21 protein-coding genes are annotated in these 22,336 nt (G+C 70.0%); 12 read left to right on the plus strand and 9 right to left on the minus strand.

Annotated elements, in window-relative coordinates; translation table 11 throughout:
* Window positions 1-6 precede the first annotated feature (6 nt).
* Window positions 7-2,046, minus strand: a complete 2,040-nt coding sequence (locus ABCR94_RS12310; RefSeq protein ID WP_521976953.1) for an ATP-binding protein — start codon at window positions 2,044-2,046, stop codon at window positions 7-9.
* Window positions 2,047-2,353: 307 nt separating this feature from the next.
* Between ABCR94_RS12310 and ABCR94_RS12315 the strand changes: the two genes are divergently transcribed.
* Window positions 2,354-4,057, plus strand: a complete 1,704-nt coding sequence (locus tag ABCR94_RS12315) for a chitinase (protein ID WP_521976829.1) — start codon at window positions 2,354-2,356, stop codon at window positions 4,055-4,057.
* Window positions 4,058-4,169: 112 nt separating this feature from the next.
* Here ABCR94_RS12315 and ABCR94_RS12320 read toward each other — a convergent pair whose 3' ends face one another.
* Window positions 4,170-4,358, minus strand: coding sequence for a hypothetical protein (locus ABCR94_RS12320; RefSeq protein WP_347119298.1), 189 nt, complete (start codon window positions 4,356-4,358; stop codon window positions 4,170-4,172).
* A complete protein-coding gene (locus tag ABCR94_RS12325; RefSeq protein WP_347119299.1) occupies window positions 4,343-4,705 on the minus strand; it encodes a PTS sugar transporter subunit IIA in 363 nt (120 codons plus the stop codon). Before ABCR94_RS12325 ends, ABCR94_RS12320 begins: the two co-directional genes overlap by 16 nt.
* Window positions 4,706-5,268: 563 nt before the next feature.
* On the opposite strand from ABCR94_RS12325, the gene ABCR94_RS12330 reads away from it, so the two are divergent.
* Genes ABCR94_RS12330 through ABCR94_RS12340 form a run of 3 tightly spaced genes read left to right on the plus strand, consistent with a single transcriptional unit; the run spans window position 5,269 to window position 9,903 of the window.
* Window positions 5,269-8,724 carry a DNA polymerase III subunit alpha gene (locus ABCR94_RS12330; RefSeq protein WP_347119300.1) on the plus strand — a complete coding sequence of 1,152 codons (3,456 nt, stop codon included), beginning with the start codon at window positions 5,269-5,271 and terminating at the stop codon, window positions 8,722-8,724.
* The gene (locus ABCR94_RS12335; RefSeq protein ID WP_347119301.1) at window positions 8,721-9,761 is read left to right on the plus strand and encodes a DNA polymerase Y family protein; all 1,041 of its coding nucleotides are present in this window, start codon (window positions 8,721-8,723) and stop codon (window positions 9,759-9,761) included. Before ABCR94_RS12330 ends, ABCR94_RS12335 begins: the two co-directional genes overlap by 4 nt.
* 19 nt (window positions 9,762-9,780) lie before the next feature.
* The gene (locus tag ABCR94_RS12340) at window positions 9,781-9,903 is read left to right on the plus strand and encodes a hypothetical protein (protein WP_347119302.1); all 123 of its coding nucleotides are present in this window, start codon (window positions 9,781-9,783) and stop codon (window positions 9,901-9,903) included.
* A 291-nt stretch (window positions 9,904-10,194) separates the two neighbouring features.
* Here ABCR94_RS12340 and ABCR94_RS12345 read toward each other — a convergent pair whose 3' ends face one another.
* Window positions 10,195-10,590, minus strand: a complete 396-nt coding sequence (locus ABCR94_RS12345; protein WP_347119303.1) for a RidA family protein — start codon at window positions 10,588-10,590, stop codon at window positions 10,195-10,197.
* 134 nt (window positions 10,591-10,724) lie between these two features.
* Between ABCR94_RS12345 and ABCR94_RS12350 the strand changes: the two genes are divergently transcribed.
* Window positions 10,725-11,696 (plus strand): helix-turn-helix transcriptional regulator, encoded by a 972-nt coding sequence (locus tag ABCR94_RS12350; RefSeq protein WP_347119304.1) that lies wholly within the window; start codon window positions 10,725-10,727, stop codon window positions 11,694-11,696.
* Between the two features lie 173 nt (window positions 11,697-11,869).
* Window positions 11,870-12,445: an AMIN-like domain-containing (lipo)protein gene (locus tag ABCR94_RS12355; RefSeq protein WP_347119305.1), complete on the plus strand. Its 576-nt coding sequence runs from the start codon at window positions 11,870-11,872 to the stop codon at window positions 12,443-12,445.
* A gap of 64 nt (window positions 12,446-12,509) precedes the next feature.
* Here the strand turns inward: ABCR94_RS12355 and ABCR94_RS12360 are convergent, their stop codons facing one another.
* Complete coding sequence (locus ABCR94_RS12360) at window positions 12,510-12,773, minus strand: hypothetical protein (protein ID WP_347119306.1); 264 nt, start codon at window positions 12,771-12,773, stop codon at window positions 12,510-12,512.
* A 281-nt stretch (window positions 12,774-13,054) separates the two neighbouring features.
* Between ABCR94_RS12360 and mihF the strand changes: the two genes are divergently transcribed.
* The 4 genes from mihF (at window position 13,055) to ABCR94_RS12380 (ending at window position 16,153) form a co-directional block, all read left to right on the plus strand.
* Window positions 13,055-13,369, plus strand: a complete 315-nt coding sequence (gene mihF / locus ABCR94_RS12365) for an integration host factor, actinobacterial type (protein ID WP_347119307.1) — start codon at window positions 13,055-13,057, stop codon at window positions 13,367-13,369.
* Between the two features lie 90 nt (window positions 13,370-13,459).
* Complete coding sequence (locus tag ABCR94_RS12370) at window positions 13,460-14,200, plus strand: alpha/beta hydrolase (RefSeq protein ID WP_347119308.1); 741 nt, start codon at window positions 13,460-13,462, stop codon at window positions 14,198-14,200.
* A gap of 469 nt (window positions 14,201-14,669) precedes the next feature.
* Window positions 14,670-15,482 (plus strand): VOC family protein, encoded by an 813-nt coding sequence (locus ABCR94_RS12375; protein WP_347119309.1) that lies wholly within the window; start codon window positions 14,670-14,672, stop codon window positions 15,480-15,482.
* Between the two features lie 179 nt (window positions 15,483-15,661).
* Entirely contained in the window at window positions 15,662-16,153 is a 492-nt protein-coding gene (locus ABCR94_RS12380) for a cupin domain-containing protein (RefSeq protein WP_347119310.1), read from the plus strand.
* An 86-nt stretch (window positions 16,154-16,239) separates the two neighbouring features.
* Here the strand turns inward: ABCR94_RS12380 and ABCR94_RS12385 are convergent, their stop codons facing one another.
* On the minus strand, window positions 16,240-17,076 hold the full coding sequence (locus ABCR94_RS12385) for an alpha/beta fold hydrolase (protein WP_347119311.1): 837 nt from the start codon (window positions 17,074-17,076) through the stop codon (window positions 16,240-16,242).
* 495 nt (window positions 17,077-17,571) lie between these two features.
* Here ABCR94_RS12385 and ABCR94_RS12390 point away from each other — a divergent pair, with 495 nt between their 5' ends.
* The gene (locus ABCR94_RS12390) at window positions 17,572-17,778 is read left to right on the plus strand and encodes a cold shock domain-containing protein (protein ID WP_347119312.1); all 207 of its coding nucleotides are present in this window, start codon (window positions 17,572-17,574) and stop codon (window positions 17,776-17,778) included.
* A gap of 212 nt (window positions 17,779-17,990) precedes the next feature.
* Here ABCR94_RS12390 and ABCR94_RS12395 read toward each other — a convergent pair whose 3' ends face one another.
* A complete protein-coding gene (locus ABCR94_RS12395) occupies window positions 17,991-18,329 on the minus strand; it encodes a DUF427 domain-containing protein (protein ID WP_347119627.1) in 339 nt (112 codons plus the stop codon).
* Window positions 18,330-18,379: 50 nt separating this feature from the next.
* Window positions 18,380-18,613, minus strand: coding sequence for a hypothetical protein (locus tag ABCR94_RS12400; RefSeq protein ID WP_347119644.1), 234 nt, complete (start codon window positions 18,611-18,613; stop codon window positions 18,380-18,382).
* A 258-nt stretch (window positions 18,614-18,871) separates the two neighbouring features.
* Here ABCR94_RS12400 and ABCR94_RS12405 point away from each other — a divergent pair, with 258 nt between their 5' ends.
* Window positions 18,872-19,708 (plus strand): endonuclease I family protein, encoded by an 837-nt coding sequence (locus ABCR94_RS12405; RefSeq protein ID WP_347119313.1) that lies wholly within the window; start codon window positions 18,872-18,874, stop codon window positions 19,706-19,708.
* Between the two features lie 249 nt (window positions 19,709-19,957).
* Here ABCR94_RS12405 and ABCR94_RS12410 read toward each other — a convergent pair whose 3' ends face one another.
* Window positions 19,958-22,261, minus strand: coding sequence for an FUSC family protein (locus ABCR94_RS12410; RefSeq protein WP_347119314.1), 2,304 nt, complete (start codon window positions 22,259-22,261; stop codon window positions 19,958-19,960).
* Window positions 22,262-22,336 lie beyond the last annotated feature (75 nt).

Genomic DNA, 22,336 nt, shown 5'->3' on the forward strand with positions numbered 1-22,336 from the left:
CGCGAGCTACCCCGTCGGCGGGTCGCCGCCTTCCAGCGCCCGCGCGAGCGCGGCCCTGGGGTTGCCCGCCGCGCCCCGGTCGAGCGCCTGCGCGTACGCCAGGTCGCCTACCGCGGCGCGGGCTCTGGCCTCGCATTCCTCACGTACCGCACGCAGTTCCGGGGTGCCGCGCTGTGGGTGGCCCACATTGCGCCAGTACGCCTGGCCCGTCCCGTAGACCATCGCGGCACGCTCGCCGTCGCCCTGCGCCGCGACTGCGGCCGCCAGCAGATCCAGGCCGAGCGCGATGCCGAAACTGTCACCCAGTCGCTGCTTCTTGACCAGCATGGCGCGGGCGTGGGCCGCCGCGTCGTCCGCCCGGTCCTGGAACAGGGCGATCAGTGAGAGCTGGTAGTCGGTGTAGGAGCGGGTCCACCATTCGTCGAGCCGCAGGCAGCCCGCACGCAGTTCCAGCGCCTGCGACCGCGCTTCGGGCAGCTTGCCCAGGGCGGTGAGTGCGAACACCTGGACGAGGTGGCAGCGCAGGCGGGAGGCGGAGGCGAAGGGTGAGTCCGGGGCGGCGTCGAGCACATGCTCGGCCAGCGCGTACGCGGCCAGCGGACGGCCCTCCATCAGATGGGTGAGGCCGACCAGATAGGCGGCGGCGAACGTCGCCTCGGGGTCGCCGCCCTGCCGCGCGGCCAGCGTGCACTGCTGACCCAACTGGAATGCCGCCTTGTGCTCGCCCTGCAGCAGGAGCGCGATGCCGAGCGCCCACAGCGCCCTGGTCCTGGCGGGGCCGGGCTCCTGCGGCAGGGCGAGAGCGCGTTCCAGGTAGGAGCGGGCCTTGTGCAGATGGCCGCAGCAGCTCCAGTAGAAGCCCGTCAGCCCGGCCAGTTCCAGAGCGCGCGCCGGATCGGTGACGAGCAGGTGCTCCAAGGCCGCGCACAGGTCGATGTGTACGTCGGAGACCCGCTGGTACCAGGCCACTTGGGCGGGGCCCAGCCAGCCGGTGTCCGCCCGGTGGGCGAGGGCCAGGAAATGGGCCGCGTGCCGGGTGGCCACCAGCGGGCCCTCACCGAGCTCGTCGAGCCACATCCGCCCGTATTCCTGGATGGCGCCGAGCATGCGATAGCGCTTCCCCTCCTGCTTGACCACCGACTTGGCCACCAGGCCGGCAAGCGCCCGGCGCACCCCGTCCCCGCCGAGGGGTCCGCCCGCGCAGACGTCACGGGCGGACGGCTCGTCGAAGGCGGCCCGGAAGGCGGACAGCCGCGCCCACAGCAGGCGTTCCAGCGGCTCGCACAGCTCGTGACTCCAACCGATGGCGGTACGCAGCGTCCGGTGGCGCGGGGTCGCCGCCCACTCGGCGGGCGGGAGCGACTCGAAGCGGGCGTCGAGGAGCTTGGCCAACTGCTCTACGGAGGTGTGCTTGAGCTGGGCGCCGGCCAACTCAAGTGCCAGCGGGATCCCGTCCAGCCGCCGGCAGATGCCGATGGCCGCAGCCGCGAGACGGGGATCGGCCAGCGAGAAGCCGGGGACCACCGCGCCGGCCCGCTCGACGAACAGGGCGAGTGCGTCGCTGTCGCCCTCGACGGCCAGCGGTTCGACCTCGACGGTCCGCTCGCCGTCGGCCCCCAGCGGCTGCCTGCTGGTGACCAGCACCCTGAGGCCCGGCGCAGCCGTGAGGAGATCACCGACCAGGCTCCGGCAGGCGTCCACGAGATGCTCGCAGGAGTCCAGGACCAGCAGCAGACGCTTGTCGGCGAGCCACTCGCACAGGGCGGTCACCGGCATCCGTGGTGTGTGGTCGGCGAAGTCGACGGCGTCGCAGACGGTGGCGAGCAGCAGCCCGTCGTCGCGCAGCGGCGCGAGGTCCGCCCACCACACCCCGTCCGGAAACCGTGGCGCGGCCTGCCGCGCGGCTCTCAGCGCCAGCCTCGACTTGCCGACGCCGCCGACCCCGGTCAGAGAGACCAGCCGGTGCTGTGCGAGCGCCTCCTGCACATGGCGCAGCTCGCCCTCGCGCCGAACAAGAATGGTCGTCTCTTCGGGAATGTTCCCCATCACGGCCCCAGTCTGACCCAGTGAGGGCGTGCCGTCTGCCGCTGTCGCATGCCACCCCCCTGGGGGTTTCGCGAACGACCGGAGCCGCGCCGCGAAAATGAACCCGCAGGTCCATGAGTGCGCAGGCGCGTAAGGCGAACGGAGGGACCGTCGGGTCGGCGCGTGACGGTCGGGCGTTTCGTATACGAGCTTTCCGCGAATGACCGCCAGAGGTCTTGACAACCTGGATGGTCTGGACCATTTTACGCCAGCGGTGGCCACCGTCGTCTCGTGTACCTCCCCCCGTCATCCCCACCCGGAGGCAGTAGTGGACCGCACCACAGGCTCACGAAGATGGTTCGGCAGAGCATTGGCGGTTGTCGCCACAACCGCGCTCACCGTCGCCGGACTGACCGCGACCGCCCAGGCGGCAGACATCAACGTCGTCAAGAACGGCGGTTACGAGTCGGGCCTCGCCAACTGGAGCTGTACCGCCGGCAGCGGAGCCACCGTCTCCAGCCCCGTGCACGGCGGCGCGGCGGCGCTCAGGGCGACCCCGTCCGGGCAGGACAATGCCAAGTGCTCGCAGACCGTCGCCGTCAAGCCCAACTCGACCTATGCGCTGAGCGCTTGGGTGCAGGGCTCGTACGTCTACCTCGGCGCGAGCGGCACCGGTACGAGTGATGTGTCGACCTGGACGCCGGGCTCCTCCGGCTGGCAGCAGCTCAGCACCAGCTTCAGGACCGGAGCCAACACGACGTCGGTCACCGTCTACACACACGGCTGGTACGGCCAGGCCGCCTATCAGGCCGACGACCTGACCGTCGTGGGACCCGACGGCGGCGGGGGCACCGACCCCGAGCCCGGCATACCCGCCACGCCCGCCGGTCTCGCGGTCGGAGCGACCACGGCCTCCTCCGTCGCCCTGTCCTGGAACGCGGTATCCGGCGCGACCGGCTACCACGTCTACCGCAACGGCGCCAAGGTCCAGACGGAGAGCGGGACTTCGGCGACCGTCACCGGGCTGAGCGCCTCGACCTCCTACCAGTTCCAGGTGGCCGCGGCCAACACGGCGGGTGAGTCCGCGAAGTCGGCGGCCGTCACGGGGACGACGAAGCCCGGCGGCGGTGACCCGGGCAACCCCAATGTGCCCAAGCACGCGGTGACCGGCTATTGGCAGAACTTCAACAACGGCGCGGCCGTGCAGAAGCTCAGCGATGTGCAGTCCCAGTACGACATCATCGCGGTGTCCTTCGCCGACGCGACGCCCACGCCCGGCGCTGTCACCTTCAACCTCGACTCGGCAGGGCTCGGCGGCTACACCGTCGCCCAGTTCAAGGCCGATGTCGCGGCCAAGAAGGCGGCCGGCAAGTCAGTGATCATCTCGATCGGCGGCGAGAAGGGCACGATCTCCGTCAACAGCGCGGCCTCCGCGACGAACTTCGCGAACTCCGTGTACGCGCTGATGCAGGAGTACGGCTTCAACGGTGTCGACATCGACCTGGAGAACGGCCTCAACTCCACTTACATGACGCAGGCGCTGCGTTCGCTGTCGCAGAAGGCGGGCTCCGGCATGGTCCTGACCATGGCGCCGCAGACCATCGACATGCAGTCGACGTCGGGTGAGTACTTCAAGACGGCGCTGGCCGTGAAGGACATCCTGACCGTCGTCAACATGCAGTACTACAACAGCGGTTCGATGCTGGGCTGTGACGGCAAGGTCTACTCGCAGGGCTCGGTGGACTTCCTCACCGCGCTCGCCTGCATCCAGTTGGAGGGCGGCCTCGCCCCGTCCCAGGTCGGCCTCGGTGTGCCTGCGTCGACCAGAGGTGCGGGCAGCGGGTACGTATCGCCCACGATCGTGAACAACGCCCTGGACTGCCTGACCCGGGGTACCAACTGCGGTTCGTTCAAGCCGTCCAAGACCTACCCGGGCCTGCGCGGCGCGATGACCTGGTCGACGAACTGGGACGCGACCGCGGGCAACGCCTGGTCCAACGCGGTCGGCCCGCACGTCCACAACCTCCCCTAGCCCGTCCCCCAGCCCGCACGTCCACAACCTCCCCCAGCCCCCCCCACGTACACCCGACAGCGCCGCCACCCCTCCGGCGGCGCTGTCGGCCGTACTGCTGCGGCTGAGTCCCCTACTTCGCTTCGGGAGGCGGCGGCGCCGGGGCGCCTGCGGGCGGCGCGATCCGTGCGTAGCCACCAGCGCCGGACCTACCGGCCCCGGCGTCGGCCACGGGAGTGGGCGCAGCCTCCCGCGGCATCAGCGCGTCACGCCGGGCGCCGGGGTCCCAGCCGGTCTCCACGACCTTCACCGGCAGGCCCACATCGCCGAGTGTTCTCGCGATCTCGCGTGAGGTGAGGATGGCGGCCGCCTCGGACGCGCGGTGAGGATCTTGTGCGGACCGGCTCCGCCACGGGCAGCCCGTGCCTGCCGCTGCCCGCCCTCCTCCGCCTGCCCCTGTCGGTCCTGCCCGACGAGTACGGCGTGGAGAGCCTCGGGGGTCGGCGCTTCGTGCAGAGCCCTGGACATGTCGGGATCCGCCAGCATTCTCGCCAGGCTTGCCATGGCGGCGGTGTGCGCGCCCGAGTCCTTCGCCGCGAGCGCGACGACCAGGTCCACGGGGTCGTTCGACTCGTGCCCGAACTCCACCGGCTGTTCGACCTCACCCATGCTGCCCGGATCGCTTCTTTCCAGTCCGCCGCCTGCACGTCCAGTCGCACGGCCTCGACGGGGATGAGCTCACTCAGTGCCACCATATGACTGATCGCTACACGATTCCCGGGGGAGCCGCCTACTTGCCCCGGCCCGACGTGCCACTGGCTCCGGCACCCGGCGTCAAGACGGCCACCCGGAGCCTTCGTGCGATGCGGGCCGGGTGCCCGACCGCAGCTGGGGCCGGTGCGGCAGCCAGTATCCCCATGGTTACCGAGAGCTATCCGGCGTCACTCCCGGACGCACCCGTTGTGTGGACGCAACACCCGCGCAGGGTGATGAGTGTCATTGCGGCGGGTGGATGTGAGCGCTTCGGAGAGCGGCGGCTCCAACTCTGCTGCTGTGGTGCCGAGATGGCGTTCGGGCATCCATTCCAGCCAGCCGCCCCGGGCGCGGCAGCGACGGGTCAGGCGTGCGATCAGGTCGCTGACCGGGGGAGATCGAGCTAGAGTAATCGAACGAACGTACGATACGCGTATCGGGCAATTGGCTGAAACGGGGTGGAGTGATGGAGGTGCGGCATGGAGGGCTTCGCCCACCTGCACGTCGCGTCCGGCTACTCCGCCCGCTACGGCGCCGCCCACCCCGAGCACCTGGTGCGGAGGGCGGCTGAGCGCGGTATGGCGGCGCTCGCGCTCACCGACCGGGACACGGCCACCGGTGTGGTGCGGTTCGCGCGGGCCTGCGCCGGGAGCGGTGTCCGGCCGCTCTTCGGCGTCGATCTGGCGGTGGAGGCCATCGCGCCTCCCCCTCCGGCAGCGCGGCGCCGCACCCCGGTGCGTGGTGGCGCGCATGTCGTCGAGCCGCCCCTGCGGTTCGTGCTGCTCGCGCAGAACCGGGCCGGATGGGCGCGGCTGTGCCGCATCACATCGGCCGCGCACGCCGGGACCGCGTCCGGCGCCGCGCCGGTGGTGGTGCCGTGGGAGGCGCTGCGCGAGTACGGCGGCGAGGGCCTGACCGTACTGCTCGGACCACTGTCGGAGCCGGCGCGGGCGCTGGCGGCAGGCCGGGAGGACGGCGCGGCGAAGCTGCTGGCGCCGTGGCGGGCGATCTTCGGGGACGGGGTGCGGCTGGAGGCGGTCTGGCACGACCGGCCCGGCACCGGTCCTGGCTCGCTGCGGCTTGCCGCCCGCACCCTGGCGCTGGCCGACCGTACGCACACCACCGCCGTGCTCTCCAACGCCGTCCGCTACGCCGACCCGGACCAGCACCGGCTGGCGGACGTCCTGGATGCCGCGCGGTTTCTGCGGCCCATCGACCGGCGCCGTCTGGACAGCGGGCAGCGCTGGCTCAAGGACGAGAAGTCGATGGCGGACATCGCGCGGCGGATCGCGGAGTGCGCGGGGGCGGATGCCCGGCGGGCGGAGCGCCTGCTGGCGGACACCGCGGCCACGGCGATGGCGTGCACCGTCGATCCCGCAGCGGACCTCGGCCTGGGCACGCCGCACTTTCCGGAGCCGGCCGTGCTCGGAGCCGAGCCCGGCGCGGACGGCGCGGCGCGGACGCTGCGACGGCAGTGCGAGGCCGGCCTGGTCCGGCGCGGCCTGGACGGCGACCGCGCCGCCCGCGAGCGGCTGGACGAAGAGCTCGCTGTGATTTCCCAGCTGAAGTACGACCCGTACTTCCTCGCCGTCGGACAGGTCGTGGCCGACATCCGGGAGCTGGGCATCCGAGTCGCAGCCCGCGGTTCGGGCGCCGGGTCGATGGTCTGCCATGCGCTGGGCATCGCCACCGCCAACCCCCTTGAGCACCGCTTGCTGTTCGAACGGTTCCTGAGCGTGCGACGACTGTCCCTTCCGGACATCGACATCGACGTGGAGTCCGCCAGGAGGCTGGAGTGCTACGACGCGATCTTCGAGCGGTTCGGCAAGGAGCGGGTCGCGGTCACCGCGATGCCCGAGACCTACCGGGCCCGCCGGGCTCTGCGGGACACCGGCCTCGCGCTGGGGATCGAGCCGACGGACGTCGACCGGATCGCCAAGAGCTTCCCGCACCTTCGGGCGTCGGACATCACCGGCGCGCTCGCCGAACTGCCCGAGCTGCGGTCCCTGGCGGCCGAAGCCGAGCGGTACGGGCCGCTGTGGGAGCTGGCGGAAGGCCTCGACGCACTGGTCCACGGCATGGCCATGCACCCCTGCGGACTGGTCATCAGCGACGCGACACTCCTGGACCGGCTGCCGGTGCAGCCCACACCTCAGGGCGACTATCCGATGGCAATGGCGGCAAAGGAGGAGATCGAGGCACTGGGCAACATCAAACTGGACGTCCTGGGTGTACGGATGCAGTCCGCGATGGCCCACGCCGTCACGGAGATCGAGCGGGTGACCGGCAACCGCATCGACCTGGACAACCCGCAGCAGGTGCCGCTCGACGACGTCTTCGCCTTCAAGCTCATCCAGGAGAGCCAGACGCTGGGTCTCTTCCAACTGGAGTCACCCGGCCAGCAAGACCTTCTGTCCCGGCTCCAGCCCCGCGACCCGCAGGACGTCATCGCCGACATCAGCCTCTTCCGCCCCGGCCCGGTCGCCGGAGGAATGCCCGAGCGGTACATCGCCGCCCGCCATGGCGGCACACCCGCCTACGCCCACCCGGACCTCGAACCCGTACTCGCCGACACCTACGGCGTGACCATCTGGCACGAGCAGATCATCGAAACGCTGTCGGTGCTGACCGGCTGCGACCGCGCTCTCGCCGAGATCGCTCGGCGGGCACTCGGCAACAAGGACCGGCTGCCCAGGATCAAGGACTGGTTCCACCGTGAAGCCCGCGCCCGCGGTTACACCACGGAGGTCCGGGATGAGGTGTGGAAGACCGTCGAGGCCTTCGGCGCCTACGGCTTCTGCCGGGCCCACGCGGTCGCCTTCGCCGTGCCGGCCCTGCAAAGCGCCTGGCTCAAGGCGCACTACCCGGCCTATTTGCTGGCCGGTCTGCTCGAACACGACCCCGGTATGTGGCCCAAGCGCGTCCTCGTCTCCGACGCCCGCCGGCGCGACGTCCCCGTCCTGCCCGCCGACGTAAACCACTCCAAGGTGGAGCACACCGTGGAGCGGGCCGACGGGGAACGCTGGGGCGTACGGCTCGCGCTGGCCGCCGTGCGCGGTATCAACGAAGAGGAGTGCGCCCGGATCGCGGAGGGCCAGCCGTACGGCTCCCTGTCGGACTTCTGGCAGCGGGCCCGCCCCAGCAGGCCGGTCGCCGAACGCCTCGCCGAGATCGGCGCCCTGAACTCCCTCCACGACGGCCGCCTCACACGGCGCGACCTGCTCCTGCAGATCGCCGAACTCCACCGGGCCTCCCGCACCCGGTCCGCGAGCAAGGGACAGCTGCCCATCGATACGAACGCCGTCGGGGGAGCGGAGCCGAGCGGTCTGCCGGAGATGACCGGACGCGAAGCCCTGAACGCGGAGTTGAACACTCTGGGCATCGACATCTCCAAGCACCTGATGGAGCATCACCACCGGCTGCTGCGGGAGATCGGCGCAACCGACGCGGCACACCTGGCCGGAGCCCGCGCAGGTCAGCAGGTCCTCGTTGCCGGAGTGCGGGCCTCCACCCAGACCCCGCCCATCGCCAGCGGCAAGCGCATCATCTTCGTCACCCTGGAGGACGGCTCCGGCCTGGTCGACCTGGCCTTCTTCGAAGACTCCCACCCAGCCTGCGCGCACACCGTCTTCCACAGCGGGCTGCTGCTTGTCCGCGGCACGGTCCAGGTACGCGGCACCCGCCGCACCATCGTCGCCACCATGGCCTGGGACCTGGACGAGATCGCCGCCGCCCGCCGCGACCAGGGCCCCGAAGCCGCCCTTGCCCTGCTCGGTGCCACCCATCCGCACCCGACCCCCGCGCAGCCGCAGCGCACTCTGGCCAACGGCACGACAGGAGCCCGACTGCACCCCTACGCCGACCTGCAACCGGCCGGCAGCCGCTCGGCGGACCTGAAGAAACTGGGCCACACCAGCCCGGGGAGCGCGGGATGACCATGAACCGACGGCACATCGCCCACCTGCACCTGCACCTGCACGCCGTGCCGGACGAAGAGCAGTACGCCGACGCGATCGACCTGCTGACCGGCATCACCCCCCATGTCCAGGCGGTCTCGCCCGAAGCCGTCCAACTCGACCTGACCTCCGCGCTCAGGTACTTCGACCTGTCTCCCTACGATCTGGTCCAGCTGGCGCAGCTACGACTGATGGGCCTGTACGGCATCGAAAGCAGCGCGGGGCTCGCGGCCAACCGCATGCTGGCCACCATGGCAGCCGACGCGTCCGCGCCGGGACGCGCCACCTGGGTCCCCGCCGAACAGGCCGTCGCCTGGCTGCGCCCCCGACCGGTCACCGCGCTGCCCGGGATCGGCCGCGTCACGGCGACCACCCTCGGCAGATACGGCCTGCACACCATCGGCCAGGTCGCCGACGTACCCGTGGCGACGCTGCAACGCCTCCTCGGCACCGGCCCCGCGCGGCTGCTGGCCGAACGTGCCCAAGGCCGGGACCCTCGACCCGTCACCCCGCTGGAACCAGCAGCGCACCTGGTCGCCAACCTCGTACTCGACCAGGACTGCCTCGACCCGGCGCGGCATCACCGGGCCGTCCTGGGACTCGCCGACCAGATCGGCCAACGCCTGCGCGGTGAAAGCCAGATCACGGGCCGGCTCACTCTCACGGTGCGGTACGCCGACCGCAGTTCCACCACGCGCATGCGTCCCCTGCCGGAATCCACCAACCACTCGCCCGCCCTCGCCACGACGGCCTTGGGCCTGCTGAATGCTCTCGGGCTGCAGCGCGCAAGAGTCCGGGCATTCGTGGTCCGTGCCGACCATCTGCTGTCGGCCGACGACGCTCACCATCAACTCTCCCTGGACCCCCGTGACGACCGCGCCCGCACCGCCGAAGCGGCTGCGGACCGAGCCCGCCGCCGCTTCGGTCCAGGAGCTGTACACCCCGCCGCACTGGCCGACGACCAGCACAATCATCGTCGGGTTGCGAAGACGAAGACGGAGACGAACATCCTTTGAACTCAAGGCTGCCCCGTGAATGATCTCCAGGCCGGTGCAGGCGTGGGGTGGCGTAGCGGCGGGTGTACTCGGCAGCGAGTTCGCGGCGCGAGCGCTTGCCGACCCCTTGGCGGTCATCCTCGGCGTACTGGAGCCGGCGTAGCTCGGAGGTTGGGGCGAGTTCGAGGTGGTGTTCGTAAGCGATCCGGGCATGGGCGAGGGCCACCTGCAGCTGACGTGCGTTCGCCCAGGCGTACTGGGGCCCGCGGACGCCGCGGCACTGACGTACATCGAGCGGGAGGCGTACGTGAGCGTGCAGCAGTCGTTGCAGGAAGGAGTCGTCGTCGAAGCCGTAGACGCCGATTGTCACGATTCTGAGCACCGGAAAATGACCATTCTGCCCGCTGCCCGTGCCGGTTCAACCGGCACGAGCAGCAGAGGCGGCGAGGTCGCATCACGCGACGGCGGTTCCCTCCAGCTCGACCAGCTGGCCGGGGATCGCCAGCCGTGTCACCCCGAGCATCGTGGTCGTCGGCGCCACCCCGGCGGCGCCCAACCGCGACGCCAGCACACCGTAGTGCTGGAACAGCAGATCGACGTCGGTGGTGTAGACGTTGAGCCGGACGAGGTTCGCGAGGGACATGCCGGCCCCGCCGAGCACGGCCTCCAGGTTGTCGATGCTCAGCGCCAACTGTGCGGCGATGTCACCGTCGTGCTGGGGCTTGCCGTCGCCGCTCATCGCAGTCTGCCCGGAGCAGTACAGGGTCCGGGTGTGCCCGGAGACGACCTCACCCTGGTTGAATCCCATCTCCACCGACCACGTCACCGGGTTGACTGCCGTTCGTTCCATTGCCACATCAGCTCCATTCGATTCGTTGAGTGCGTACGTCCATCGGCTCGGTAGCCGTCAGCTTCGACGTCGTGTTACCGACCCTCGCAACAAATCACGACACCCTTAGTCATGTATTCTGATAAAGTTCTGGCATGCGCGCCGACCGCTTGGTCTCGCTCGTGCTGCTGCTGCGTCAGCGCGGTCGTCTGACTGCGGACACGCTGGCCCGCGAGCTGGAGGTATCCACCCGCACCGTGCTGCGCGACATCGAGGCGCTGTCCGCGGCCGGCGTCCCGGTCTACGCCGAACGCGGACGGCACGGCGGGTTCGCGTTGTCGCCCGGTTTCCGGACCGAGCTCACCGGACTGAACCACGACGAGGCCCTTGCCTTGCTGACCGCCGGATCAGGGCGCGGCGAGCAGGTATTCGGCCTCGGCTCGGCGCTCGCTTCGGCCATGCGCAAGGTGGTTGACGCGCTGCCCGAAAGCCATCGGGTCACCGCGAGTGACGCGGCCCAGCGACTTCTCGTCGAGCCGGAGACCGACCTGCTCTCACGCCGGCCGGTCACTGAGAAGGTACCCGAAACAACAATGATCGAGGTCCGGCGCGCGGTGCTCGCCGGACACAAGCTGCGCATCCACTACGCGGCCACGGGCCAGACACCACAGTGGCGCACGGTGGACCCGATCGGCCTGGTCACCGTACGCGACCGGCGCTACTTGCTGGCCACGAAATCTGGCGCGGACCGCACCTACCGGCTATCGCGGATGCTGGCCGCCGAAGAACTCCCCGAACCGGCACAGCGACCAAACCAGGTCGATCTGGAACGGGTCTGGAGGGAACGCTGCGCGCAGTTTCTGTCCGACGGCCATATCACCGTGCTGGTGCGCGTGAACCCGGCGCGGCGGGACGACCTGCTGAACACCGCAGTGGCCGTCCGCGCCGAAGAACCCGACACAGACGGCTGGCTGCGGCTGGAGGTGACCTACCAAGATTCATGGCACGCCGAATGGGCGCTGTGGCAGTTCAGCACGGACGCGGAAGCTCTGGCCCCGCAGTCGTTGCGCACCGCACTGCGCAACCGGGCCACCGCGATCGCCGCCCGCTACGAAGAGTCATCCTGAGAGTTGGTCGCATTCTGCGGGTCGCCGCGCAAATGGCCCACCGGCTGCTGCTGCCCCGCTTTCGCGACAACTTCGCCCCTTCCGTGGCCGGAAGGTGAATCACACGCAACGCCGTCACAAATCCGGCCGTCCTACCGCATGCACCTGTACTCGGTTCCTATTGGAGGTAAGTCATGCGATGGCTGACAACAGCGCCCGTGGCGCTGGTACTGGCGGGCGTCGGAGCGGCCGGCACGGCCGGGGTGGCCGGAGCCGCGACCGGCCCGGTGGACAGGCCCGCCTCGGCCGCTGCCTGCCCGACCGGCTGGGGCAGCGGTGGCAAGTCGGCCACGGAATCGGTGTCCACGCCGCTGAAGAGCGTCAGGACCGGCCAGCACACCTGTTACGACCGCATGGTCTTCGACATCAGCGGTGCGAGCGGCAAGCTGGGCTACCACGTCGGTTACGTCGACGAATTCCATCAGGACGGCTCCGGCGAGCAGATACCGGTCGGCGGCGGCGCCATTCTCCAGATCTTCGTGAACGCACCGAGCTTCGACGTCGCTACCGGGAAGCCCAGCTATGCCGGCAGGGCCGGGCAGTCACTGCCGGGCGTGAACCTCACCGGATACAAGACGTTCAAGGACACCAAGTTCGGGGCGAGCTTCGAGGGGCAGACCCAGATCGGTCTGGGAGTTCGCGCGAGGCTGCCGTTCCGGGTGCTCCAGTCCGGCGACAAACTGACCGTGGACGTCGCACACACCTGGTGACCGATCGATCGACCGACACGACCCCAAGGACCGGTGGGCCGCACCCAGGCGCGGCCCCCAGGTCTCAGCGGTCGTGACGGTCGTCGCGCCGGTCCAGGCCCAGCGCCGCGGAAGTATCGCCGAGGGTGTCGGCGTCGGCGACCGGGCCGGGCCCCGTGACGGCCGAGGTCTGCCGGGCGGTCCACAGGGCAAGGCCGGTCGAGCTGGTCGCGAGGGTCTGCTGCGCGGACGGGCCGTGCTGCTCGGGGCCTGTGGCGTGCGCCGATGCCGCGCTGCTCAGGATCAGGAGGTTCAGAGCCGTTGCCGTGGCGGCCGATCGGAGCTTCATGGGAGTCGCCTTCGCATGCCGGGAGTGTTTCCCGACGATCAACGAATGCACCCGGGGGAGCGTTACGGAGTGACCGCCACCCCCGCCCGATGTGTTGGTACACGGCCGTCGGCCGTCTTGCCCTGGTCCTGGATCAGCGCCGGAACACGACGACACCGCGAGGCCGTCGGGGCCAAGGAAGGTGAACCGGCGGCGTAAATTTGGCAAACCTGCTGGTCAACTGCCCCGAGACAGGGCCATGATGAGGACCTTCCGTGTTGTACGACGAGAGGACACCGCTCATGGCTCTCCCCGCACTGACTCCCGCCCAGCGCGCCGAGGCGCTGAAGAAGGCATCCGTTGTCCGAAAGGAGCGCGCTGCGGTCCTTTCGGAGCTCAAGGAGGGCAAGGTCTCGCTCCATGAGGTGCTGGAGCGCAAGGACGCCGTCGTCGGCAAGACGTCCGCACGCCGACTGCTGGAATCACTGCCCGGCATCGGCAAGGTCCGCGCAGGCCAGCTCATCACCGACCTCGGCATCTCCGAGCGCCGTCGCGTCCAGGGACTGGGGTCCCGCCAGAGGGAGCGTCTGCTTGAGCTCTTCCCGCCGCAGGGCTGAAGTCGCGGGAAGCGCCGGTGACCAGTGGTCGCCGGCGCCGGTAGTGCTCCGGGGGGAATCCCGTCCATGCCGTCTTTGATCGTTCCTGCGATGTCCGACGGTGACCTTGCCGCGTTCGACCAGCCCGCTCTGCCGGTCGGGGGCGATGTGCTGTTGCTGCCGGTCGACGGGGACGAGTACGGGCTCGACGCCCGGGGGGTGCTCGACGCGGTGTCGATGGCGATGTACACGCCCGAGGCGCAGTGGGAGGACCTTTCCGTGGCGCTGCGTGAGGCGGACAACGGAGACGGGACGAAACTGGCCGGCCTGGACGAAGTCGACGAGCCGGACACCGGCTCCGAGGACTCCGAGGCCCTCGATTCCGCCGGCCCCTCCGAAAACGCCGACGCGTCGGCGGAACCGGACGAGGAGCCGCCCGCCGACAACGAGGACACGGCCCTACTCGCAGTCAGCTGCCTCGACACCCCGCACCCCCGCGGCGCGAAGCCGTACTGGGACGCTCTCTCCGGCGCGGACAGGGCCGCAGGGGTGTACGGACCTTCGAGCGTGATCGACGCACTCGGCTGCAAGGACTGGCCAGCCGGTACGCAGAAGCCGCACACGGTCCGCGCCAAGGGCGTGCCGCCGGTCCTGGTCGTGGGCACCACCGGGGACCCGGCCACCCCGTACGAGGAGGCCGAAAGCCTGGCGGCCCAGTTTCCCGGCGGCATGCTGCTCACCTACGAGGGCCTGGGCCACACCGCGTACGGGCGCAGCAATGCCTGCGTCACGGACGCCGTCGACGACTACCTGATCGCTCTGAAGCCGGTCCGTTCCGACGCCACCTGCTGAGGCCGGCGGCTCGCGATCGGTGAGGCGGCAGCGGTTGTTGTCGCGGCCCGTGGGGGCGCCGCCGCGTCTGCCGCCAGATCGTCGACGCTGCGGATGGCCACGGTCAGGAAACCCCGTAGAAGGCGCTCATGCCGTGTCGATGCTCAGCCCACAGGCCGCCGCTGCCTCACCGATGGAAAGCCCCCCGGTCGGGAACTCCGATCGCTACCTCAGGGACGATCAACTCGTTCATATGTTTCAGGGTGCCCCCTGGAGCGCGCTCCAGGTCGAGTACCGAAGAGGTGACTCACGGTGATGCACTCTTGCCGACCTGGCTGAATGAGGGGATCCGGGGTACGCGACGGGTCAAGGTCTCGTACCGCTGCTGACGCCTGCCGAAATTCGGCATTCGCAGCGGGAGGCGGAGCGGGGCGAGGATGGAGAGAGCGGCCGATGCCGCTCCGACCGACGCTCCAGGGAACAGGAAGCCATGGATACGAACGCCACAGGGCCCAAAGCCGCGGGCGCGATGCTGAGCCAGGAGATCTTCGGCGCACCGTGCTGGATCACCCTGATGGCCCGCGACCTGCGCGCCTCTCAGTCCTTCTACGGTGCGGTTCTCGGCTGGAAATTCCAGCGGGCCAGACTCGGTGACGAGTTCAGCGTCGCCCTCCTGGGGGGCACACCCGTCGCGGGCATCGGCGCTCTCGCCCCCGCGCTGCGCGTACCGGTCGCGTGGACGCCGTATTTCGCCGTCGCCGACGTGGACGAGACGGCAGCACGGATCCGGGAACGCAGCGCCACCGTCGCCGTGGGGCCACTCCGCTTCCCCGTGGGGCGCGGCGCGGTCGCCGCGGACCGCGACGGCGCCGTTTTCGGCATCTGGGAGGGGCAGCTCGTCTCCGACTGGCAGTCCTGGCGCAAGAACGCGCCCGCCTGGGTGCGCCTTAGGGCGCGGGACGAGTTCGAGGCCGCGATCTTCTACGGCGAAGTCCTCGACTGGGCCTGTGGCCGGCCGGGTTGCTGCGAGGTCGCCTACGAGGCCGGTGATGTCGTACTGCGCCAGGGCGGGGATGTTGTCGCTCATCTCGGCTCGGGAGCGATCGGTGCGGCGCCCGACGCGTTGATCCAGCCCCGGTGGCATGTGTACTTCCCGGTACTCGATGTTGACAGCACTGTTCAGGCAGCACTCCGCAACGGCGGCTCGGTCCTCGGTCAGGAATCGGACTCCACCGGCGCGGAGGCGACGTTGTGCGACCCCGACGGGGCCGTGTTCACCGTGACCACTCGGAGCCGCGGGTGAAGGCCACCGCATCTGCGGGGCCCGCAAGGTCGTAGGCCCCGGTTCGAGCGCGGGACAGAATTGACCCACCAATGCACCCCTCGAGTGCACCCTGTGGCGGGTCTATCGGCTGCCTAGAGTCGTAGCCACAAGGCCGCGGGAAATGCTCGCGGCCGCCGATCCGGCCCAGGAGTACCACTATGAAGGCCACCGCCCTCAAGCCCGTTCTGACGCGAGCCGCCGATGCCGAGACCACCAGTGACCCGAGCAGCGTCATGACGCTGCTTGCCGACTGCGGCACCGACGGCAGCTCGCTGACCAGCTACCGCTCGCACTTCGCCGAGGGAGCGGCGGGTGCCCCGGCGCACTTCCACACCCGGGCCTCCGAGCTCTTCTTCGTCATCGGTGGATCCCTGCGGGTGCTCGTCGACGACGAGGTCAAGACCTTGCACGCGGGGGACTTCCTGCTCGTACCGCCGCACACCCCGCACGCCTTCGCGGCGGCCCCCGGCGCCGAGGCCGACGTGCTGTTCGTATTCACCCCCGGGATGCCGCGCTTCGACTACCTGCGCCTGCTCGGCCGTGTGATGCGGGGAGAGGCAGGCCCGCAGGAAATCAAGGAATCGTCCGAGCGCTTCGACAACCACTACGTCGACAGCCCGGCATGGCGCGCCGCCCTGGAAGCCGCGTAGGCCCGCGGCCACAGCCCGTACGGGCGCCGCCGTCGACGCAGGAGGCGGACGGCGGCGGCGCGGGACGACAGAGAGGGGTGGGAGTGTCAGCGCGCGTGCGCCCTGCGCGCTCCATCAGCAGCCAGCACCGTGCGCAGCACCTCGGCGAACTGCTCGGTCTGCCCGAGGAAGCCGCCGTGGTCGCCGGGGAACTCCACGGGCGGTGCGCCGAGCAGCTCGGCCAGTGCCGTGGAGGTCAGATACGTGTCCAGGGCGCCCGAGTCGGCTCCGACGCCGACTACGACACGGGACGGGCCGCCCGACAGGGCCGCGACGTCCGGCAGATAACGCGTGGTGCCCCGCAGCTCATGGGCGAAGAAGCGGGCGCCGTTGGCGACATCGCGCAAGGACGGCTCCTGGGGCGGCGGAGCGGGGGACCCGTCGTCGCCCGCGTCGAATCCGGCGCTGGCCATGCACTTCATCCAGGCCGCGCCCTGCCCCTCCTGGTGGAAGGTCTCGATCATGTCGTCGACCACGGCACGTCGCTCGGCGGCGTCGGGGAGCAGCTCCAGCAGGGGAGGCTCGTGCGCCACGAGCGTCCGTACCCTCCCGGGATGCCGCGCCACCAGCGCGAGGCCCGTCACCGCGCCGCCGCTGCTCCCGAACACATCGGCGGTTTCCGCGCCGACGGCGTCCAGGATGGCGGCTACGTCGTCCGCCCGCAGCTCAGGGGTGGAGTCCTGCTCGGGGTCGTCGAGAACGCTGCCGGAGATGCCCCGCGGGTCGTGGGTGACGACGGTGTGGTCAACGGCGAGCGCGTCGGCCAGCGGGGCGAAGGCCGCGGCGTCCATCGGCGCTCCGAGGATCAGCAGCAAGGGGCCCGCGCCGCGGACCTCGTAGTGCAGGTGCGCGCCCGCGGTCTCAAGGGTGTGGGTGGCAGTCATCGCCGTACGTCCTCCCGTTGGTGGCCGACCGCGATCGCGGTGACAGGAGTAGATGGTGCCCGCGTAGCCGGCCACAGCCAGGGGTTGCGAGGCGTACGCGGACAACAACGTGGTGGGAAAGGGGAGCAGCGCGATGAACCCCCAGACCGGCCGGGGAAAGCCGTTGCTGTCCTGGGTTCCGGCGGCGGGAATCGTGCACAGCTTGTTGACCGGGGAGTCGTACGGCTGGGTGTAGGGCTCGCAGCCCTTGACGGGCGCCAGGGCGAGGCGGGCCGACTTCAGCTGGTCACCCGGGGTGTCCGTCGAGCCCGAGCCCGGTGGTTCCGGCGTTGCGGAGGTCGTACACGGGTGGTGGGTTTACCGCATGGAGTCCTGCTGCCGGGTCAGGTGACCCGGTACGGGAACACGCCGCTGCCCGGGCTCAGGCCATTGCGACGTATGCATACGGATATGCGTACGGAAGCCGGGCGGCGGGGAGCGAAGGGAGGATCCGTGGTGAGCACACGGTCCGAGGGCCTGGTCCAGTACTTCAATCGCGAGCAGGGCTACGGCTTCATCGTCCCGTTCGGCCGGAATGATCCTGTCTATGTCCGGCGGGAGGACATCGAGGGGGAGTGTCGCAGTCTGTCGGAGGAACAGCATGTCTCCTTCACCCTGCAGCTGGCCGACGGGCGCTTCGAAGCGCGCCAGGTTCGACCTTGAGGCCCTTGGCCCGGGGCAAGCCGGCCCTGACGTCCTGACGCCCTGACCGTGCGGCCTTGAGAGGCGTGCACCGCCCGTCAAGGCGCCGCCTTGTCCATGCGCGGCGACGCCCTGTCCAGGCGTGACCCGGACAGGACGTCAGCACGCATGACGCGGGGGTTTCCCGCCCACGGACCGGTCTTTGGTCCGGGGCGGCCGCCCTCCCGCCGCAGTCAGGCCGCCGCGACGACCTCGGTGTCGTAGAAGCAGAAATGGTCCTTGATCGCTGCGACTTCGTCCTTCGGCTCGGGGTACGCCCAGACCAGATCGGCCGCTCCGGGCACCGACCAGTACGACGCGTCCCCCTTGAAGGGGCAGTGGGTGCGGGCGTCGGAGACGATGAGCAGCTCCGTGCGTACGTCTTCGGGCGGCAGGTAGTAGCGCGCCGGACAGCCCGTCTCGCGGAGCACCAGAGGCCTGCTGCTCTCCGCCAGGACCTGGCCGTCGCGCACGACACGTACCGCGGTGGTGCCTTCTTCGATGGTGATGCGGTGTCCATTCGTCATACGCAGTGCAGCGCTCGGAGGTGGCTGGTTCTTCCGGGGGCTGGAAGAACCTGCCTTTACCGCTTGGCGGGGTGGGGTCCGGCCCGGTGCTGCTTCACGGACAGGATGACGATCGTGGCGAGCGCGGAGATCAGAGCGGGGATGGGCATGGCCCACAGGAGCGTCCACCAGACGCTTTCTGTCACCAGCCAGGCGCTGTACGCCGAGAAGCCCAGCAGCCCGCCTCCGGCATTGATCAGCAGGTTCAGCGAGCGGCGAATTGGATGCTCCGGAAGACGGTGTCCGGCCACGCTCACACATCAGTCACTTGCCGGTCACTTCGCAGCCGTTGGGCAACAGACGGCCGCCCAGTGGTGTTGCCACCGGATACGACGCCGACACGCGCCGGGACGCACAGGGCTCCGAGTGTGCACACAACTGCTCCACGGTGTTCACCTCACTCGAACACCGCGATGACAGGCTCCGGTTGACCACATTGACCGGTGCCTCCGAACGTCGGCCACACCCTTGGCCGACGCCAGAGGCATGCTGAAGCAGAGGACCCCCATATGCCTCGTTCACCTCAGCCTGTCCGCCGCCCGCTGCTGGCTGCCATCGCCGCAGCCGTGGTGCTGGTGTCGACGGCAGCCACGGCCCCCGCCGCCACGCCTGCGCCCCACCCGCCCACGCTCACCACGGTGGCGCGGACCGCGGATGCCGGCGACGACGCGTACTACCAGGCCGCCGAGGGCAAGACCGGCCCCGCGCTGAAGACGGCGCTACACACGATCATCAGCGAGCAGTCGAAGCTCAGCTACGAACAGGTGTGGGACGCGCTGAAAGTCACGGACGAGGACCCGGGCAACGCAGCCAACGTGATCCTGCTCTACGCGGGCCGCTCCCAGAGCAAGACCAGTAACGGCGGGGGAGTGGAGCAGTGGAACCGGGAGCATGTGTGGGCCAAGTCCCACGGTGACTTCGGCACCGCCACCGGTCCCGGCACCGACATCCACCACCTGCGCCCCGAAGACGTGTCGGTCAACTCCACCCGAGGAAACAAGGACTTCGACAACGGCGGCAGCGAGGTGGGCGAGGCCCCCGGCAACCGTACCGATGCCGATTCCTTCGAGCCCCGGGACGCGGTCAAAGGGGATGTGGCACGGATGATCCTCTATATGGCGGTACGTTACGACACCGGGGACGGATTCGCCGATCTGGAGCCCAACGACCAGGTGGACAACGGCTCGAAGCCGTTCATCGGCCGTCTGAGCGTACTCAAGCAGTGGAACCTGCAGGACCCGCCGGACGCCTTCGAGCAGCGACGCAACCAGCTGATATTCGACCGGTACCAGCACAACCGCAACCCGTTCATCGACCACCCCGAGTGGGCCGAAGCCATCTGGTGACGGGCCGCGGCCTGCCCCTGCCCTGCGTCGTGAGGGGGGGGCGGGCGGGACCAATATGAACGCAATTCCGCGAGCGGCCCGGATGCTACGCACCTGCATAGCATCTGGCCCTCCGCGGGAGGCTCGCGCTTGGAGGGCGAAGGAGCGCAGCTCATGGGCGGATCACGGCACACCCGGTGGCCACGTCACCCCGGCTTACGTTCAGCCGACGCCGGTATGCCCCGGGTGCTCACAGGACACCCGGACGGGTCACGCCCGCGTCGCTGCGGAGCGGTCGGTGACCGGCACGCCGAGGGGGCGGGCAAGACCCACCACGCCTTCGTCGAGACGCTGCAGATGCCGCAGTACGCGGTAGGTCACCGTGCCCGACGGCAGGACACCGGAGCCGTCGGCCAGCATCGAGGCGATGCTGGCGCCGGACTCGACCTCACCGGCGGCGCCCTCGTCCTTGACGTGCGCGGCGAGCGCCTCGATGTTGTGGGCGATACGCCGCCCGGCCCGCTCCAGGCGCGGGTCCGCGGCGACCGTCTTGCTGAGCGGCACGAGTTCGGCGGTCGCCGCGAGGGAACGGGCGTGGTATGCGCACGTCTCAAGCAGCGCCACCAGATAGCGAACGGTCCGCCGACGGCCCCGCAGCGGAGAGATCGGGTGTGTCAACGGCTTGGTGGAGGCGCGCAGTTCGTCCAGCGCCGTGTCCAGATCCCGGGCCCGGCTCAGCAGATCGGACGCGGGCCCGCCACTGAGCTGCTCCACGGCCGCCGATACGACGTCGCCCAGCCGGTCCAGGACCGTGCCCAGCAGCTCGTCGGTGCGACGGTCGGTGTGCACCGGCAGCACCAGCACGGCCGCGATGATCCCGCACGCGGCGCCGAGCGCCGTTTCCTCGATGCGCAGCACCAGCACGTCGAAGCTGTAGGAGTTCAGCAGGGTGTAGAGCAGACCCAGCATCGCCGTGACGAAGAAGGACATGAGCGCGTACGACAGCGGAGCGCTGAAGAACATCCCGAAGATGAGCACCAGGACCAGCGCGAACGCGACCCAGGTGTGGTCGCCGACCAGTCCCGCCAGCGCGACACCGGCGACCACACCGAGGATCGTGCCCAGGAGCCTGCGGTAGCCCTTGACCAGGATCTCGCCGGTGGAGGCGGTGTTGAGGAAGACCACCCAGCAGGTCAGGACCGCCCAGTACCAGCGCTCGGTGGAGAGCAGCTCACCGCCGATGATCGCCAGCACCGAGCCCACCGACACCTGGAACGCCGCCCGCGTGGTGAGGCGCTGCAACCCCGTACGGTCCGCGTCCTCGGGCTCTTCCGGGGCGGCGAGCGCGACGTCCTCCGCGTCGAACTCCTCACGGGACCTGGTGGTCGCCGGTGAGTCGTCGGATTCGTCCTGGGGCCCGTCCAGCGCGAGCCGCAGGCCCAGGACGGAACGTGCGGCCTCACCGATACCGCGGAAGACGTCCTGGACGGCGGCGGTGGCGGGCGGCAGGCCGTCCTCGTCGCGGTAGCCGAGCAGCCGGTTGCGTAGGTGGGCCACGGCCGTGCCCTTGTCGTTCGACGCGGGCCGGATCACGAGCAGGTGCAGAGCCTTCAGGTCCCGACGCAGGGTGATGGTCGCGTCGTCCTCGGCCGGCCTCCAGTCCCCGGTGACCGGCACGGGTGCGTGCGGCAGATGCAGGGTGAGTGTGTCCGCGCGCTCGGCGCTGCGGGCGTTCAGCAGGAGCATGCCAAGTCGCTCCGTGGCGATCTCGGCGTCCGCGACCCGGCGCTGCAGCAGGGCGGCCGTGGCCGCGTCGCGGGTGCCGTCCTCCAGGCGGCTCTGGATCATCAGAGCCGCCTCGTGCAGCCGGGCGGTGTGCCGCCGTACGTCGTCGAGCACCTTGTCCAGCTGCTCGGGACCGGCGTCGAGCAGCTCGATCTGACTGGCCACCAGCTGGGCGACGCGCGCCCGGAAGGCGTCGCGCAGCCGCGTCAGGACGCGCTGGGGCGTCTCGGGCACGACGGCGAAGCGCACGACCGCGCTGCAGGCGAAGGCAACGGCCAGGGTCAGATACAGCACGGGCAGGTCAGAGGTGGTGGCGCCCACGAAGAGGGAGAGGAAATAGATTTGGAAACCGATCAGGCCCAGCGCGGTGCCGCGGTCGCCGAACCGCCGACTGTAGACGGCGCCGAAGATGAGGGCCACGAAGAAGATGTCACCCGCGATGATCCGGGTGTTCAGCAGCGCGCCCAGCGACATCGCGACGAGTGCGACCGGCAGGCCGAGCGCGAGCGTGATCGCCTGGCCGCGTACCGGCTTCTCCTTGATCGCGAAGGTGGCGACCATCGCCGTCATCGCACCGGCGACCATGTGAATGATGCCGGTGTCGAGCACGGCCAGGACCACCAGGGTCAGCGCGATCGCCGCGACCGTCCGCAGCCCCGCCATCAGCCTCAGCAGTCCCGGATCGGACGCCGCGAACCGATCCCACACGCCGGTCCTGCCGCGCCTTCCCACTGCCCTCACGCTGCCGTTTCTCCCGATCCCCGTCGTGATCCGCGTACGCCTCAGCATTGCACGGCAGGCAATTGGGCAACGACAGGCGGTCGGGGATCGCCGTGTTCCCCTGTCCGTCGCGCCCACGGCGGC

Origin of the sequence: Streptomyces changchenzhani (genome assembly GCF_039766235.1) — a bacterium.
GTDB lineage: Bacteria > Actinomycetota > Actinomycetes > Streptomycetales > Streptomycetaceae > Streptomyces.